Origin of the sequence: Leifsonia sp. fls2-241-R2A-40a, from assembly GCF_030209575.1 — a bacterium.
GTDB lineage: Bacteria > Actinomycetota > Actinomycetes > Actinomycetales > Microbacteriaceae > Leifsonia.
In genome coordinates, this window is sequence record NZ_JARVRS010000001.1 from 2,645,194 (window position 1) to 2,660,463 (window position 15,270).

At 70.0% G+C, this 15,270-nt stretch carries 18 protein-coding genes; 11 read left to right on the top strand and 7 right to left on the bottom strand.

What is annotated here, in order from left to right; all coding sequences use genetic code 11:
* Position 1: 1 nt before the first annotated feature.
* Positions 2–886 carry a M48 family metalloprotease gene (locus tag QRN40_RS13115; RefSeq protein ID WP_285116118.1) on the bottom strand — a complete coding sequence of 295 codons (885 nt, stop codon included), beginning with the start codon at positions 884–886 and terminating at the stop codon, positions 2–4.
* Between the two features lie 7 nt (positions 887–893).
* Positions 894–1,460, bottom strand: a complete 567-nt coding sequence (locus tag QRN40_RS13120) for a LemA family protein (RefSeq protein ID WP_285116119.1) — start codon at positions 1,458–1,460, stop codon at positions 894–896.
* Positions 1,461–1,625: 165 nt separating this feature from the next.
* On the opposite strand from QRN40_RS13120, the gene QRN40_RS13125 reads away from it, so the two are divergent.
* The 3 genes from QRN40_RS13125 to QRN40_RS13135 are packed head-to-tail and all read left to right on the top strand — an operon-like array spanning position 1,626 to position 3,826.
* Positions 1,626–2,252, top strand: coding sequence for a TetR/AcrR family transcriptional regulator (locus QRN40_RS13125; RefSeq protein ID WP_285116120.1), 627 nt, complete (start codon positions 1,626–1,628; stop codon positions 2,250–2,252).
* Positions 2,253–2,288: 36 nt separating this feature from the next.
* Positions 2,289–3,095, top strand: coding sequence for an ABC transporter ATP-binding protein (locus tag QRN40_RS13130; RefSeq protein WP_502878939.1), 807 nt, complete (start codon positions 2,289–2,291; stop codon positions 3,093–3,095).
* On the top strand, positions 3,092–3,826 hold the full coding sequence (locus QRN40_RS13135; protein WP_285116122.1) for an ABC transporter permease: 735 nt from the start codon (positions 3,092–3,094) through the stop codon (positions 3,824–3,826). Before QRN40_RS13130 ends, QRN40_RS13135 begins: the two co-directional genes overlap by 4 nt.
* Positions 3,827–3,885: 59 nt before the next feature.
* Here QRN40_RS13135 and QRN40_RS13140 read toward each other — a convergent pair whose 3' ends face one another.
* Together QRN40_RS13140 and QRN40_RS13145 are read right to left on the bottom strand one after the other, a co-directional pair.
* On the bottom strand, positions 3,886–4,338 hold the full coding sequence (locus tag QRN40_RS13140; RefSeq protein WP_285116123.1) for a hypothetical protein: 453 nt from the start codon (positions 4,336–4,338) through the stop codon (positions 3,886–3,888).
* 20 nt (positions 4,339–4,358) lie between these two features.
* Positions 4,359–5,564: a winged helix-turn-helix domain-containing protein gene (locus QRN40_RS13145; protein WP_285116125.1), complete on the bottom strand. Its 1,206-nt coding sequence runs from the start codon at positions 5,562–5,564 to the stop codon at positions 4,359–4,361.
* Between the two features lie 141 nt (positions 5,565–5,705).
* Here QRN40_RS13145 and QRN40_RS13150 point away from each other — a divergent pair, with 141 nt between their 5' ends.
* The 7 genes from QRN40_RS13150 (at position 5,706) to ilvA (ending at position 12,965) form a co-directional block, all read left to right on the top strand.
* Entirely contained in the window at positions 5,706–6,842 is a 1,137-nt protein-coding gene (locus QRN40_RS13150) for an ABC transporter substrate-binding protein (RefSeq protein ID WP_285117490.1), read from the top strand.
* Complete coding sequence (locus tag QRN40_RS13155) at positions 6,821–7,816, top strand: ABC transporter permease (protein WP_285116127.1); 996 nt, start codon at positions 6,821–6,823, stop codon at positions 7,814–7,816. Before QRN40_RS13150 ends, QRN40_RS13155 begins: the two co-directional genes overlap by 22 nt.
* The gene (locus tag QRN40_RS13160) at positions 7,813–8,628 is read left to right on the top strand and encodes an ABC transporter permease (RefSeq protein WP_285116128.1); all 816 of its coding nucleotides are present in this window, start codon (positions 7,813–7,815) and stop codon (positions 8,626–8,628) included. The genes QRN40_RS13155 and QRN40_RS13160 overlap by 4 nt, the downstream gene beginning before the upstream one ends.
* A gap of 1 nt (position 8,629) precedes the next feature.
* On the top strand, positions 8,630–9,703 hold the full coding sequence (locus QRN40_RS13165) for an ABC transporter ATP-binding protein (RefSeq protein ID WP_285116129.1): 1,074 nt from the start codon (positions 8,630–8,632) through the stop codon (positions 9,701–9,703).
* Between the two features lie 20 nt (positions 9,704–9,723).
* Positions 9,724–10,323: a hypothetical protein gene (locus QRN40_RS13170; protein WP_285116130.1), complete on the top strand. Its 600-nt coding sequence runs from the start codon at positions 9,724–9,726 to the stop codon at positions 10,321–10,323.
* 63 nt (positions 10,324–10,386) lie between these two features.
* Complete coding sequence (locus tag QRN40_RS13175; RefSeq protein WP_285116132.1) at positions 10,387–11,655, top strand: AI-2E family transporter; 1,269 nt, start codon at positions 10,387–10,389, stop codon at positions 11,653–11,655.
* 50 nt (positions 11,656–11,705) lie between these two features.
* A complete protein-coding gene (gene ilvA / locus QRN40_RS13180) occupies positions 11,706–12,965 on the top strand; it encodes a threonine ammonia-lyase (RefSeq protein WP_285116133.1) in 1,260 nt (419 codons plus the stop codon).
* A 100-nt stretch (positions 12,966–13,065) separates the two neighbouring features.
* Here the strand turns inward: ilvA and greA are convergent, their stop codons facing one another.
* Complete coding sequence (greA, locus tag QRN40_RS13185; RefSeq protein ID WP_285116134.1) at positions 13,066–13,557, bottom strand: transcription elongation factor GreA; 492 nt, start codon at positions 13,555–13,557, stop codon at positions 13,066–13,068.
* A gap of 124 nt (positions 13,558–13,681) precedes the next feature.
* Complete coding sequence (locus QRN40_RS13190; RefSeq protein ID WP_285116135.1) at positions 13,682–14,083, bottom strand: DUF4307 domain-containing protein; 402 nt, start codon at positions 14,081–14,083, stop codon at positions 13,682–13,684.
* Positions 14,084–14,265: 182 nt separating this feature from the next.
* On the opposite strand from QRN40_RS13190, the gene QRN40_RS13195 reads away from it, so the two are divergent.
* On the top strand, positions 14,266–14,532 hold the full coding sequence (locus tag QRN40_RS13195; RefSeq protein WP_285116136.1) for a hypothetical protein: 267 nt from the start codon (positions 14,266–14,268) through the stop codon (positions 14,530–14,532).
* An 18-nt stretch (positions 14,533–14,550) separates the two neighbouring features.
* Here the strand turns inward: QRN40_RS13195 and QRN40_RS13200 are convergent, their stop codons facing one another.
* Entirely contained in the window at positions 14,551–15,177 is a 627-nt protein-coding gene (locus tag QRN40_RS13200) for a LysE family translocator (RefSeq protein ID WP_285116137.1), read from the bottom strand.
* Positions 15,178–15,270: the final 93 nt, after the last annotated feature.

The following is a 15,270-nucleotide window of genomic DNA, read 5'->3' on the forward strand; positions in this document are numbered from 1 at the left end:
CTCAGAAGCTGCCGCCCATCTCCTCGAGGCGCTCGACGCGCTCGGGGATCGGCGGGTGCGTGGAGAACAGTCGCGCCATGAGGCCGGGCTTCAGCGGGTCGTTGATCCACAGGTGAGCCATGGACGAGTTCTGCTTCCGCATGGGGCGGCCGTAGGCCTCCAGCTTGAGCAGCGCGCTCGCCAGGGCGTCCGGGTGACGCGTGGTCATGGCGCCGGTCGCATCCGCCAGGTACTCCCGCTGCCGCGAGACGGCCAGCTGGACGAGGGTCGCCACCAGCGGCGCGACGATCGCGGCGACCAGGCCGAACACCAGGACGACGGGGTTGCCGCCGCCGTTGTTGTTGTTCCGGTTGCCGCCGAAGAAGGCCATCCGCAGGAAGATGTCGGCGATGAACCCGATCGCGACGGTCAGGCCGAACACGATCATCCCGAGCCGGATGTCGTAGTTGCGGACGTGCCCGAGCTCGTGCGCCATGACGCCCTCGAGTTCGGCGTCGGTCATGATGTCGAGCAGTCCGGTGGTCGCGGCGACCGACGCGTGCTCGGGGTCACGACCGGTCGCGAAGGCGTTCGGCGCCGGGTCGTTCACGATGTAGACCGCCGGCATCGGGGTCCCCGTCGTGATCGACAGGTTCTCGACCACGTTCCAGAGCCGCGGGTTGTCGGCCTTCTGGATGGGGATGGCGCCCGACATGCTCAGCGCCTGGCTGCTCGCCAAGTAGTACTGGAAGAGCGCGTAGAGCACGGCCCCGATGACCACGACCACGAGGATCGTGTAGCTCTGATAGATGTACGCCGCCAGCCATCCGAGCGCACCGATGAGGACCAGGAAGAGCAGGATGATGAAGACGGTGTTGCGCTTGTTCCTGGCGATCGCCCTGTACATCTACGCCCTAGAACTGGACGCGCGGGGGCTCGGCGATGGCTGCGAGGTTGTCGACCTCGAAGAAATCGCGGCCCGTGAAGCCGAGGCGCCGGGCGAACATGTTGTTCGGGAAGACCCTGATCTTGGTGTTGAACTCGCGGACGCCACCGTTGTAGAACCGGCGTGAAGCCTGGATCTTGTCCTCGGTGTCGACCAGGTCGGCCTGCAGTCGCAGGAAGTTCTGGCTCGCCTGCAGCTGGGGGTAGGCCTCGGCCACCGCGAAGATGCTCTTCAGCGCCGTCTGCATGTGGTTCTCGGCGACGGACGCCTCACCCGGGCTCTGCGCGGAGAGCGTCTCGGCGCGCGCCTGCGTCACCGACTCGAACACGCCCTTCTCGTGCGCGGCGTATCCCTTGACCGTCTCGATGAGGTTCGGGATGAGGTCGGCGCGCCGCTTGAGCTGGACGGTGATGTCGCTCCACGCCTCGTCGACACGCACCTTCAGGGTGACCAGGGAGTTGTAGGTGGCCCACAGATAGATCCCGATGATCGCCACGATGACGACGATGATGATGACCGGAATGAGCCATTCCATGTTCGAAGAACTCCTTGTGTACCTAGCGCCGGGTTACGCAGATGCGCAGACCACATCCTAGCTTTGGCGGAGCGGCCTCCCACTCCGTTCCCATCACACTCGAAGCAACCGCCTCGCCCTCGGACAGGCAGGCGCACACGGCCCCGGCCGGTGCAGAATGGGGGCGTGAGTGAGCTGGCGGAACGACGGCGCCCCGGCCGGCCGCGCAAGGAGCGCGGCGCGGCTTCGGCACGAGCCGGCATCCTCCGCGCCGCGGCGGAGGAGTTCGCCGAGCGCGGCTACGAGGCTGCGTCGCTCCGTGCCATCGCGCGCCGCGCAGGGGTCGACTCCGCCCTCGTCCACCACTACTTCGACGGCAAGCCGGATCTGTTCGCGGCCACGCTGGAGGCGCCCCTGCGCCCTGACCGGATGCTCGAGATCGTGCTCGCCGGGCCGAGGGAGGCGGTCGGCGAGTCCCTGGTGCGGTATCTGCTGGAGCAGCTCGACGACGACAAGTCCGCGCGTCGCATGATCGTCATCCTGCGCACCATCCTGGGCAGCGGACCCGGCACCCGGATGGTGCGCGAGTTCCTGTCGCGCGAGGTCCTGTCGAAGCTGGCCGCCCTCTCCGACGAGCCGGATGCGACCCTGCGCGGCGAGCTCGCGGCATCCCAGCTGGTCGGGGTCATGATGACGCGCTACGGGCTCCAGGTCGAGCCGATCGCGAGCACTCCGGCCGAGGAGCTGGTGCGCCGTGTCGGTCCGGTGCTGCAGTACCACCTGTTCGGAGGATCCGGCTCGACGCTCTCTTGACGACGGGGCCGCGGGAGGCGAATAATTCAGCACATGATGAATTCGTCGGATGCGGTCGAGCCTGCCGTCCTGATCGAGGGGCTGCACGTGCGTCGCGGGCGCACGGACGTCATCCCGGCGCTCGACCTGCACATTCCGCGCGGCCAGGTGGTCGGGCTTCTGGGGCCGAGTGGATGCGGGAAGACGACCCTCATGCGCGCCATCGTCGGTGTGCAGAAGATCAAAGGCGGGACCGTCTCGGTGCTCGGGCAGCCCGCGAGATCCGCGGCGCTGCGTCACCGGGTCGGCTACGTCACGCAGGCGGCGAGCGTGTACGACGACCTGACCATCCGGCAGAACCTGGACTACTTCCGCCGGGTGCTCGGAGCGGGGAAGGACGACGTCGAGCGCGCCATCGAGGCGACCGACCTGGGCGACCACTCCCGTCGCCTGGTGTCGACACTGTCCGGCGGCCAGCGCAGCCGGGTGTCCCTCGCCGCCGCGCTCCTCGGCTCGCCCGACCTGCTCGTCCTCGACGAGCCGACGGTCGGGCTGGATCCGCTGCTGCGGGTCGAGCTGTGGGGACTGTTCCACCGGCTCGCGGAGGCGGGGACCAGCCTCCTCGTCTCCAGCCACGTGATGGATGAGGCGAGCCGCTGCGACCGCCTCATCCTGATGCGCGAAGGGGCGGTCCTCGCCGACGCGACCCCAGCCGAGCTGCTGGCGGAGACGGGGGCGGACGACGCCGGGGGCGCGTTCCTCGCGCTGCTCCGCCACCACGCCCGGCACGCCCTGCCGGGTGCGGATGCGGATACAGATGGGAACGCCGGCACGGATGCCGCACGTCCGGAGGAGGCACGATGAACCCGACGCGCACGCTGGCGACCACCGGACGGGTGCTCACCCAGATCCGCCACGACCCGCGCACCGTGGTGCTGCTGCTGGTCGTGCCCAGTCTGCTGATCGGCCTCGTCGCGTGGATCTTCACCGACACGACCGTGTTCGCGACGATCGGTCCGGCCATCCTGGCGCTGTTCCCGTTCATCGTGATGTTCCTGGTCACATCCATCACCACCCTGCGCGAGCGGCGGACCGGGACCCTCGAGCGGCTGCTGTCCATGCCGCTCGGACGAGGGGACTTCATCCTCGGCTACACGATCGCCTTCGGGCTGCTCGCGATCGTCCAGGCGCTGCTCGCCTCGGCCTACGCGATCTGGGTGTGCGGGCTGGATGTGAAGGGCGACCCGTGGCTGCTCGTCGCGGTCGCCGTGACGGATGCGGTGCTCGGCAGCACGCTCGGCCTGTTCGCCAGCGCGTTCGCCCGCACCGAGTTCCAGGTGGTGCAGTTCATGCCGCTGCTCGTCTTCCCGCAGATCCTGCTGGGCGGCATCTTCCTTCCGCGCGACCAGCTCCCCGCCGGGCTCCGCGAAATCAGCGACTGGCTTCCGCTGTCGCACGCGGTGGATGCGCTCAACGCGGTCGCCGGCGACACGCACGATGCCGCCTACGTGGGCGGCCAGCTCCTCATCCTGGGCGCCTTCGCGCTCGCCGCGATCGTCCTGAGCGCCCTGACCCTGCAGCGGCGCACGGCGTAGCCGCTTCTGTACCGTCAGAGATTGCCCCCCGTATCTCCGACGATCCGACGATGCCGCAGCTACGCGGTCGCCTCGTCGACGTCGTCCGGGACCTGCAGCTCGGCGGTGCCGGTGTAGCGGTAGCGGACGCGCGTGCCTGTCGGCGGCTCGTCGAGCAGGCCCCACTCGGTGCCGACGTTGTCGCCGTCGCCGAGGGCCGAGACGTCGCGGATGATCTCCTTCGGCTGCCCGTCGACGTACGACTGTGGCACCTCGGCGTAGACCTCGGAGTCCGGGTTCAGCAGCACCGCGATGTAGTGATCCGACCGCTTCACCTCGCGGGCCGGAACCCACAGCCGCTCGTCGAACTGCACGAGGGTCTTGCCGTCCGAGGCGCCGTGCGGCCGCACCCCGGTGACGATGCCGTCCAGCCAGGTATCGCCGTCGCGGTACGCGTACAGTTCGCGCATCGGCGACTCGTAGTCGGCCTCGTCGGCCCCGTCCTCGTCCAAGTAGTCCAGCGGTGACGTCATGCCCCGCACCCTACTCCCCGCTAGAGCGCGGCCGCGACCAGCGGAGCGAGGTCTCCCCGGGCGCCGTCCGCGACCTCGACCCGTTCCAGCCCCTGCCACGCCGCCGTCTCGTGCAGCAGCGGCACCAGGCGGTCGAGCGTCACCGGCGGCTCGTCCGGCTCCGTCCACGCCGACTGCACGCGCAGCACGCCGGCCTGCCGGTCGCTCTTCAGGTCGATGCGACCGACCAGTGCGTCGTCGAGCAGGATCGGGAGCGAGTAGTAGCCGTAGACCCGCTTCGGGGCGGGCGTGTAGATCTCGATGCGGTAGTGGAAGCCGAACATCCGCAGCGCCCGGTCTCGGAACCAGACCACGGGGTCGAACGGCGACAGCAGGGCGGCGGCCTCGATCTGCCGTGGCTTGCGGGCGTCGCGGTGCATCCACGCCCGGAGCGGTCGGCCCGCGCTCTCCCAGCCGGGAACCTGCACCGGGATGAGCTCGCCCGCGTCCTCCAGCTCCTGCAGGGCGACCGCGACCCGCGGGCCCTTGATCCGGTAGTAGTCGGCGAAGTCGCGCGCCGTGCCGATGCCGTACGCGACGGCGGCACGGCGCAGCAGCTCGCGGATCGCGTCGTCGTCGCTCACCGTCCGGTCGAGGATGCTGGCCGGCAGGACGTCGGCGGTGAGGGCGTACCGCCGCTGGAACCGCGTGCGGCCCGCGACCGCGACCTCGCCGAACAGGAACATCCGCTCGAGCGCCCGCTTCACCTCCGACCATCCCCACCACGGTCCGGTGCGGTGGTTCGCGTCGTGCTCGATGTCGCCCGCCAGCAGCGGGCCGCTCGCGGCGAGCTCGCCGCGCAGCCACTCCACGGTCCCGTCGTTCACCTCGTACCAGCTCCCGGGCCCGCCGTACCGCTCGCGGTAGTCGCGCATCCGCCAGGCGAACAGCGGCCAGTCCTCCTTGCGCATGAACGCGGCCTCGTGCGCCCAGTACTCGGTGTGCGGGCCGCGCGCGTCGAAGGTCAGCCGATCGAGCAGCGTGCGGTCGTAGCCGCCGAGCCGGGCGAAGGCGGGCAGGTAATGGCTGCGCTCGAACACGTTCACCGAGTCGATCTGGAGCACCCCGAGACGGTCGACGAGCGCGTTGAGCTGACGTGCGCCCACCACGGCCGGCCGCGGCCGGCCGAACCCTTGGGCGGCCAGCGCGATGCGACGAGCGAGCGCGGGGGAGACCTGTTCAACCACGGACCGACCATACCGACAACCTCGGACACGCGACGTTCACCGTCCCGTCACCGGCACGCGACCGCCCGGACGCCTGGCCTTTCTACCGTGACCCACGACCGGGTGCTTCGCCCGGTCGACACCTTTGCACTGGAGGAACCCGTGATCAACAAGCGCGCACGAGTCGCCGGCTTCGCCGCCGCGGCCGCCGTCGTCGCACTCTCGCTCTCCGCCTGCTCCGGCGGCGCGAGCGCCAGCTCCACCGACAACGCCTCGATCGCCACCGCCACCGACGCGAAGTCGGCCGGTGGGATGGATGCGCTGGTCGCCGCCGCGAAGAAGGAGGGCACCCTCAACATCATCGCGACGCCGGGCGACTGGGCGAACTACCAGGAGATCTTCGATGGCTTCACCAAGAAGTACGGCATCACGATCAACCCGAGCCAGGACAGCGCCTCCAGCCAGGAGGAGATCGACGCCGCCAAGAAGCTGAAGGGCCAGGACACCGCTCCGGACACCTTCGACATCGGCTCCTCGGTCGCGCTCGCCAACACGCAGTACTTCGCGGCGTACAAGCCGGCGGGCTGGGACGACATCCCGGACACCCAGAAGGAGAAGGACGGCCTCTGGAAGGTCGGCTACTACGGCGTCATGGCCGTCGGGTACGACGCGAACAAGATCAAGACCGCTCCGAAGTCCTTCGACGACCTGCTCAAGCCGGAGTTCAAGGGCGCCGTCGCGCTGAACGGCAACCCGACCCAGGCGGCCGCCGCGGCCGGTGCGGTCGCCTACGCGACGCTGCAGAACGGCGGGACGCTCGACGACCTGACCCCGGGCGTCGAGTGGTTCTCGAAGCTGAAGAAGGCGGGCAACTGGAACGCCGCCGACGGCAAGCCGAACACGATCGCCTCCGGTGAGACCCCGGTGCTGCTCGACTGGTCGTTCAACCAGAAGGGCTACGCCACCTCCGACACCATCAAGGGCGGCGGCGTGAACTGGAAGTACGTCGTGCTCCCGGGCACCGCGTACGTCGGCTACTACAACCAGGCCGTCAACAAGGACGCCCCGCACCCGGCGGCGGCACGCCTCTGGGAGGAGTACCTCTACAGCGACGCCGCTCAGAACGCCTGGCTGAAGGGCGGCGCCTACCCGGCCCGCGTCGACGCGATGGAGAAGGCGGGCACGCTCGACAAGGCAGAGTTCCCGGGCACGCTGGACAAGGTGGCCGTGATGAGCGACAAGCAGGCGACCGACGCCGGCACGCTGCTGAGCTCGAAGTGGGCGAACGCGGTCGGCTGATGACTGACACCGTCACGGGCGCTGCGGCGCCTGCGGTCGGACGCGCTTCCGCCGGGACCTCCGACTCGGAGTCCCGGCGGCAGCCGTCGGCCCGGCCCGCGGGTGCGCGGGCCGGCCGGCGGCGCGGCAGGAGCGTCGCGGCCGTGCTCGGGCTCACCCCGTTCGCGTTCTACGTGGTGGTGTTCCTCGCCATCCCGACCGTGGTCGCCGTGGGAAGCGGCTTCGCGGACGAGGCGGGGCGCTTCACCTGGTCGAACCTGTCCGGGCTCGCCGAGCCGGCGATCGCCGGCTCCTTCTTCGGCGCCTTCTGGCTCTCCGCGGTCACGGCGATCGTCGGCGCGATCGCCGGCGCCGCGCTCTGCTTCGCCATGCTGCGCTCGCGCACGGGCGGCGTGACACGCTCCCTGGTGGATTCGGCCAGCAGCGTCCTCGCCCAGTTCGGCGGGGTCATGCTCGCCTTCGCCTTCATCGCGACCATCGGCGCCCAGGGGCTCGTCACTGTGCTGCTGCGGAACGTCGCCCACATCAACATCTACGAGAACGGCGTGTGGCTGTACACCGTGCCCGGACTCATCCTGCCGTACCTCTACTTCCAGATCCCGCTCATGGTGATCACGTTCATGCCGGCGCTGGAGGGCCTGCGGCCGCAGTGGCTGGAGGCGACGGCGACGCTCGGCGGCAGTCGCTGGACCTACTGGACGCGTGTGGGCGGCCCCATCCTGCTGCCGTCGTTCCTCGGCAGCCTGCTGCTCCTGTTCGCCAACGCGTTCTCGTCCTACGCGACCGCGGCGGCCCTGGTCGGCCAGGCCAACAACATCGTGTCGCTGCAGATCCGTCAGGCGCTCATCAGCGAGACCGTGCTCGGCCGGGCGAACCTCGCCGGCGCGATGGCACTCGGGATGCTGCTGGTCATGGTCGTCGTGATGCTCGGCTACTCCGCGCTCGTGCGACGGACGGCGCGGTGGCAGCGATGAGCCGGTCCGCGCAGCCGCTGCGCCTCGGTCCCGGACCCGCCGTCCGCGCGATCATCTGGACGGCGCTGGGGCTCTTCTTCCTCATCCCGCTGTTCTCGATGGTGGAGTTCACCCTCCGCACCGCCAAGCCCGGCGTCTACAACTTCGACCGCTGGGCGGCGGTGTTCTCGGGCGAGACGACCCGCTACGACCGCGTGTACCAGGGGCTCGGCAACTCGCTGGTGCTCGCGGTGGTGACCGTCGCCATCGTGCTGCTGGTGCTGCTCCCCACGATCGTCCTCGTCGAGCTCCGGTTCCCCAAACTGCGGCGGCTGCTCGAGGCGATCTGCCTGCTGCCGATCATGATCCCCGCGATCGTCATGGTCGTCGGACTGGCGCCGACGTACGCGGTGGTCACCGAGGTCTTCGGCTCCGGCGCCTGGACGCTCGCCTTCGCGTACGGCATCACTGTGCTGCCGTACGCCTACCGGGCCATCCAGAGCAACGTCGCGGCCGTCGACATGATCACCCTCAGCGAGGCCGCCCGCTCCCTCGGCGCGGGCTGGGGGACGGTGTTCGGGCGCGTGCTCGTCCCGAACCTGCGCCGCGGCATCCTCGCCGCGTCCGCGCTCTCGGTCGCGGTAGTGCTCGGCGAGTTCACCATCGCCTCGCTGCTCTCCCGCGTCAACCTGCAGACCTCGCTGCTGCTGGTGTCGCAGTCCGACCCCTTCGTCGCGGTCATCTTCGCGCTCCTGGCGCTGGTGTTCGCGTTCCTCCTCCTCGTCGTCGTCGACCGCCTCGTGAGCGTTCGGCGACGCGCCGCGAAAGGCTGACATGACCGCCCTCGAGACGCCCCTGCTCTCCTCCCGCACCGGTTCGACCGTCGAGCTGCGCGACCTCGTTCGCGACTTCGGAGGCGGCGTCGGCCTCTCCGGCTTCGACCTCGCGGCGGCGCCGGGCGAGCTCATCGCCCTGCTCGGCCCGAGCGGCTGCGGCAAGACGACCGCGCTGCGCTCGCTCGCCGGGCTCGAACGGGTCGACAGCGGCAGCATCCTCATCGACGGTCGCGACGTGACCGACGAGCCGACCAGTCGCCGCGACCTCGGGATGGTGTTCCAGTCGTACTCGCTGTTCCCGCACCTGACCGTCGGACAGAACGTGGAGTTCGGGCTGCGGATGCGCAAGGTCGCCCCCGCGGACCGGCGCCGCCGCGCCGCCGAAGCCCTCGAACTCGTCGGGCTCGACCACCACGCCGGCCGCTACGCCCACCAGCTCTCCGGCGGCCAGCAGCAGCGTGTCGCCCTCGCCCGCGCCCTCGTCACCGAACCGCGCGTCCTGCTGCTCGACGAGCCGCTCTCCGCGCTCGACGCCAAGGTGCGCGTGCAGCTGCGCGACGAGATCCGCCGCATCCAGACGGAGCTCGGCATCACCACGTTCTTCGTCACCCACGATCAGGAGGAGGCGCTCGCCGTCGCCGACCGGGTCGCCGTGATGCGGGCGGGCCGGATCGAGCAGATCGGCAGCCCGGAGGAGCTCTACGACCGCCCGGCGACGGCATTCGTCGCCGAGTTCGTCGGTCTGACGAATCGCGTCGACGGGACGGTCGTCTCGGGCCGCCTGCACGTCCTCGGCCAGGAGGTGCCCCTGGCGTCCCCGGTCGCCGATGGCCCGGTCACCGCGTACCTCCGGCCGGAGGATGTGCTGCTCGCGCCGGGCGGCATCCCCGCGGTCGTGCTCACGACCAGCTTCCTCGGGGCGCTGCGCCGCACGCGGGTCCGCCTGGAGGACGGCACCGAGCTGGCACTGCAGCACGGAGCGCGGGAGCGGCCCGAGGCCGGAGAGCGCGTCGCGATCGGGCTCACCGGGTCGCCGGTCACCGTCGCAGAACGGTCTGTCGCGGCCGGCTGACCCCCGAGTAGAGTCCGCGCATGTCCAGCGAGACTCCCGAAATGGGGGAACGAGCGGGGGAGGACCCAGAAGTCGCTGAGCTGATCGACCCCGCAACGTTCGAGAAGACCCTGTCCCTCACGGACATCGCGCACCGCTACTCGGTGAACGATGTCATCACTTTCCCGTGGTTCCGGCCCATCGACACCATCAGCCCCACCCACACGGTGGGCAAGGGCCGGACCAACCTCACCCTGATCGCGTCCGACATCATGCAGACGGACACGACGGGAACGCCCTACGCCTCGTTCACCAACCGGCCGACACCGTCGGGCGGTCCGGGGGTGTCGGTCCACTTCACGCCGGGCGACTACGGCGCGACCGCGGTCTCCGACTACGTGGTGACGTTCGTCATCACGGCGAACGGCAGTGTGAACCTGAACGTCGGCGGCTATGCGGGTGGCACCACGCCGACCGGAACAGGTCCGCGAACCGTCAACGGGAACGTCGCCGTCGTCGTCGGCCTCAGACAGGTCCCGGCGACCCAGGTGACGTACGCCTCCATCCAGCAGACCGGCGGGTCCACGTGGCAGTGGTACCGCACGGCCATCGAGTATCCGCCCCTCATCATCCAACTGTGAAGGGGCTGGTCGCGGCGCCCCGGTTCCATTGATCCGAGGGGGCCGCGGCCTACACTGACGGGCATGTCTGACACCGACCGACCCGTCCCGCCGCCCGTCACCGCGCCCGGCGCCGGCCCGGTGGGAAACCGGGTGCCTGCGCGTCCGTGGTTCCCGCGCCGTGGCCGCGAGCCGGGGGATCGCGCCGAGTCGATCGACGAGGCGGTGCCGCGCGGGATGCGGATCGCCGGTGCCTGGTCGTGGCGGCTGCTGCTGGTCGGCGCGGTCATCGCGGTCGTCATCTTCCTCGTCATCCAGCTGAAGCTGATCGTCATCCCGGTGCTGATCGCCGTGCTGCTCGGGGGACTCCTGGTGCCGTTCAAGGACTTCCTGCTGCGGCACCGCTGGCCGAAATGGCTGGCGATCCTCGCGGTGCTGATCACGCTCGTCATCATCGTCGGCGGCCTGTTCTACCTCGCGATCTGGCAGGTGACGCGTGAGGCCGGACAGTTGCAGAAGCAGTCGGTCCAGGCGTTCAACGGGCTGCAGGACTGGCTGACCACCGGGCCGCTCGGACTCAGCCACGCTCAGATCGGCAGCGCGTTCTCGTCGCTCGGGAAGTCCATCCAGCAGGACGGGCAGGTCTTCCTCTCCGGGGCGCTCTCGGTCGGCTCCACCCTCGGGCACGTCTTCGCCGGGGCGCTGCTGGTGCTGTTCAGCACCATCTTCATCCTGATCGACGGCAAGGGCATCTGGGCGTGGATCGTCCGCGTCTTCCCGAAGAACGCCCGTCCGGCCGTCGACGGTGCGGGCAAGGCGGGCTGGGTGACCCTGCGGAACTTCGCGAAGGTGCAGGTGCTCGTCGCCTCGATCGACGCGCTCGGCATCGGCCTCGGCGCGTTCTTCCTCGGACTGCCGCTGGTGATCCCCATCGCCGTGCTCGTCTTCCTCGGGTCGTTCATCCCCGTGGTCGGCGCCGTGGTGACTGGCGCGCTGGCGATCTTCATCGCGCTCGTGTTCAAGGGCTGGGTGTTCGCGCTCATCATGCTCGGCGTCGTGCTGCTGGTGCAGCAGATCGAGGGCCACGTGCTCCAGCCGCTCATCATGGGCAGCGCCGTCAAGGTGCACCCGCTCGCCGTGGTGCTCTCGGTGGCGGCGGGATCGCTGCTCGCCGGCATCCCCGGCGCGCTGTTCGCCGTGCCGTTCGTCGCCGTGCTGAACGTGATGGTGCATTACATCTCGAGCGGCGCCTGGCGCTCACCCGGTTCAGCGGTTCCCTGGACGGACGCGCCCGACCGAGCGATCTGGGAGACGGTGCCGCGGACGGTGCGCCGGCCGCAGGACCGCACCTGATCCGCGGCCCCATGCGGCCCGGAGAATACGACCGCCGCTAGGCTGGGCCCGTGGCAACCGCTACCGATCACACGCGCACCCCGTTCGCCGGCCCCAGCCTGGACGAGTTCGAGGCGGCGCGCGCCATCGTGGCCGCCGTGGCGCAGCCGACGCCCATGGAGAGCTCCCGCTACCTGACCGACCTTCTGGGTGCGCCGGTGCTGCTGAAGTGCGAGAACCTGCAGCGCACCGGCTCCTACAAGATCCGCGGCGCCTACAACCGGATGTCGAAGCTCACGGCCGAGGAGCGCGCACGCGGGGTGGTGGCGGCCTCGGCCGGTAATCACGCGCAGGGCGTCGCGTTCGCGGCACGCGAGCTGGGCATCCACGCGACGATCTTCATGCCCGTCGGGGTGGCCATCCCGAAGTTCCAGGCGACGCGCGCCTACGGGGCTGACGTCGTGCTGAGCGGCGGCTACGTCGACGAGACGCTGCGCGCCGCCGCAGACTTCGCGGCCGAGACGGGTGCCGTGCTGATCCCGCCGTTCGACCATCCGGATGTGGTGGCCGGCCAGGGCACGCTCGGTCTCGAGATCCTCGAGGCGGTGCCCGACGTCTCCACCATCATCGTGCCCATCGGGGGCGGCGGGCTCATCTCCGGCGTGGCCAGTGCCGTCAAGCAGCGCGCCGCCGCCGAAGGGCGCACCGTCCGCATCATCGGCGTGCAGGCGGCCAACGCGGCCTCCTACCCGCCCTCGCTCGCCGCGGGGGAGCCGACCGACATCTCGCTCGTCGCCACCATCGCGGACGGCATCGCCGTCAGCCGCCCGGGCGCGCTGAACTTCCAGATCATCCGAGACGCCGTCGACCAGGTAGTGACGGTGTCGGAGGACGACATCGCGCGCGCCATGGTCATGCTGCTCGAGCGCGCGAAGCTCGTGGTCGAGCCGGCCGGCGCCGCGGGGGTGGCGGCGATCCTCGCCGGAGCGATCCAGGCAGACGGCCCGACCGTCGCCATCCTGTCCGGCGGCAACATTGACCCGCTCCTGATGCAGCGCGTCATCAGCCAGGGGCTCGCCGCCTCCGACCGCTACCTCAAGCTCACGATCATGCTCCCGGACCGACCGGGCCAGCTCGCCCGGATCGCGGAGATCCTCGCGGGTGTCAACGCCAACGTGGTGGAGGTGCTGCACACCCGCCACGGGCGCGGGATGCAGCTCAGCCAGGTCGAGCTCGACGTGAGCGTCGAGACCCGCGGCACCGACCACCGGCGCCACGTCATCGACGCGCTCCGAGCCGCCGGCTACGACCCCGTGGTAGACGACGAGTAGCCGCCGCCCTGGCCCCCGAGCACAGGAAAAACGCCCCGGATCCAAGCGGATCCGGGGCGTTTTTCCTGTGCTCGGCGGCTATGGGCCGGGCTACGAGTTGCTACTGGCCCAGGTAGGTTTCCACCTTGGTGACCTCGACGGCGATCTGGCGGCCGTTCGGGGCGGTGTACTCGGTCTTGTCCCCGACGTTGAGGCCGAGGATGGCGGCGCCGAGCGGGCTCTGCTCGCTGTACACCGGGAGGTCCGTTCCGGCGGCGATCTCGCGGTTGCCGATGAGGAACACGGTCTCGTCGCCCGCGACCGTCGCGGTGATGACCGTTCCCGGCTCCACGACGCCGTGGCTTTCCGGGGCGGCGCCGACGGTGGCGCTGCGCAGCAGGTTGGTGAGCTGGACGATGCGGGCCTCGATCTTGCCCTGCTCGTCCTTGGCCGCGTGGTAGCCGCCGTTCTCCTTGAGGTCGCCCTCTTCGCGGGCCGCCTCGATGCGCTTCGCGATCTCGTTGCGGCCGTTGATGCTGAGCTCCTCGAGTTCAGCCGAGAGACGGTCGTACGCGTCCTGGGTCAGAAACGTGACCTGAGGCTCCTGAGACATGATGAACTCCTTCGTGCCTGCGGCTGTCGCCTGCAGTTGAGATAGCACCGTGGGCACAGGGGGCCGGTTCGGTACCGGTGCTAAAGTCGACGCCCCGGCGATGCCGGGGCGTATCCGCACAATACTAGGCCAGCCAGCAGGTGTTGACCAAACCCGTATTGGGCTTCATGACGGTGCGGATGGCCTCGCTGTGCGTGGTCACACGGGAGGTCGAACCGGGGTACTCGACGATCCGCCAGCCGACGATCGCGAAGTCCTCGTTGAGGGCCTGGATCGCGCAGGTCACCGGCGTACCGACCGGCGCGTTGATCGTGAAGGTGATGTCGACGTGCTGGTCGTCCGGGATGGTGAAGGCGGTGTCCGTCGTCTCGAGGTTCGCCTGGTCGTTGTCCCATCCGGCCCAGAACACCCACGCCGTCACGATGGCGACGACCGCCACCGCTCCGCCGATCAGCAGCCAGCGGTCGCGCCGCTTGCGGTCCCGGGTGCGGCCGTAACGGGTGTCGAGCGTCGGGGTCGCCGTCATGCGTGCACCGCCCTGCCGTTCAGCTGAACCCTCCCGCGTCAGAGGCCTCCCGCCGGGCGACGGTAGGCTGAGACAAGACTAGGAGAGAAAGCTGTGAATGCCGGCGCCCGCCGGTCGGCGGCCTGGTCGAAAGTGGAGAACGAGATGCCCGAGACCGACCTGTTCGCCGGTGTGATGCCCGAATGATCGCGGACGCCCTCCTGCACCTGTCCGTCCGGCTCGCTGCGACTCCCGCGCCCACGCCGTCCGGTGCCCCGAGCGACGACTCGGTCACCCCGGGCGTGCTCGGCTTCGTCGTGACGTTCTTCATCGCCATCGCCGTGGTGCTGCTCGTGCTCGACATGGTGCGTCGCATCCGACGCGTGCGCTACCGGGCCGAGATCGCCGAGAAGCTGGATGCCGAACAGGCGGATCAGCGCGGCGACGAGCCGGAGGCTCCGCAGCGCTGAGCCGTGCGGCCCGGCGTCTCAGAACGCTTGAGCCACCCGCTCCACCAGCAGTGACAGCCCGATGAGGGTCATCGCGACCGCGGAGACCCGTGCCAGGATGACTGTTCCGCGCGGCCGGGCCGCCAGCAGCCGCCGGGCCAGTACGGCAACGGTCAGGTAGACGACCGCGCAGGTCGCGACGAACAGCCCGCCGAGGAGCAGCATCTGCGCGGCAGGCGCCCACGAGCCGTGCACCGAGGTGAACTGGGGGACCAGCGCGACCAGGACGAGCAGCCCCTTCGGGTTGAATCCGCTCACGCCCGCGCCCCGCAGGAACGACGAGAGCGGAGAGGCCGACCCGTCGGCAGCCTGCGCCGCAAGCGGACCCGCCGAACGCACGAGCCCGCTGATCCCCACCCACAGCAGGTACAGCGCGCCGGCGACCGTGAGGACGTCGAGCAGCACCGGGTTCGCCGCGACCAGCGCGCCGAGCCCGACCGCCACCGCGACCACGACGAGCGCGTAGCCGAACAGGATGCCGCCGATCGACGGCAGGAGCGCCCGGCCGCCGAGGCCGGCTGTGACCGCGTACGCCCAGTCGGCGCCCGGAGTGCAGACGAGGAGCGCCGCAACGTCCCAGAAGCCCATGATCAGTGCCGGATCCATCGATCTCCTCCTCTCACCGGAAAGGTATGGCGTGGGAGGCCGAAAGTGCTTGCGACTTCGGTGCGCTGCGGCACGATTCGTGAAAGGATCTGC

Bases quoted from the DNA above. Each gene is read 5' to 3' on its own strand.
- QRN40_RS13175 (WP_285116132.1), top strand. From the start codon at position 10,387: ATGTCTGACACCGACCGACCCGTCCCGCCGCCCGTCACCGCGCCCGGC.
- QRN40_RS13170 (WP_285116130.1), top strand. From the start codon at position 9,724: ATGTCCAGCGAGACTCCCGAAATGGGGGAACGAGCGGGGGAGGACCCA.
- QRN40_RS13130 (WP_502878939.1), top strand. From the start codon at position 2,289: ATGAATTCGTCGGATGCGGTCGAGCCTGCCGTCCTGATCGAGGGGCTG.
- QRN40_RS13140 (WP_285116123.1), bottom strand. From the start codon at position 4,338: ATGACGTCACCGCTGGACTACTTGGACGAGGACGGGGCCGACGAGGCC.
- QRN40_RS13190 (WP_285116135.1), bottom strand. From the start codon at position 14,083: ATGACGGCGACCCCGACGCTCGACACCCGTTACGGCCGCACCCGGGAC.
- QRN40_RS13200 (WP_285116137.1), bottom strand. From the start codon at position 15,177: ATGGATCCGGCACTGATCATGGGCTTCTGGGACGTTGCGGCGCTCCTC.
- QRN40_RS13135 (WP_285116122.1), top strand. From the start codon at position 3,092: ATGAACCCGACGCGCACGCTGGCGACCACCGGACGGGTGCTCACCCAG.
- QRN40_RS13160 (WP_285116128.1), top strand. From the start codon at position 7,813: ATGAGCCGGTCCGCGCAGCCGCTGCGCCTCGGTCCCGGACCCGCCGTC.
- QRN40_RS13195 (WP_285116136.1), top strand. From the start codon at position 14,266: ATGATCGCGGACGCCCTCCTGCACCTGTCCGTCCGGCTCGCTGCGACT.
- QRN40_RS13115 (WP_285116118.1), bottom strand. From the start codon at position 886: ATGTACAGGGCGATCGCCAGGAACAAGCGCAACACCGTCTTCATCATC.
- QRN40_RS13120 (WP_285116119.1), bottom strand. From the start codon at position 1,460: ATGGAATGGCTCATTCCGGTCATCATCATCGTCGTCATCGTGGCGATC.
- greA (WP_285116134.1), bottom strand. From the start codon at position 13,557: ATGTCTCAGGAGCCTCAGGTCACGTTTCTGACCCAGGACGCGTACGAC.
- QRN40_RS13165 (WP_285116129.1), top strand. From the start codon at position 8,630: ATGACCGCCCTCGAGACGCCCCTGCTCTCCTCCCGCACCGGTTCGACC.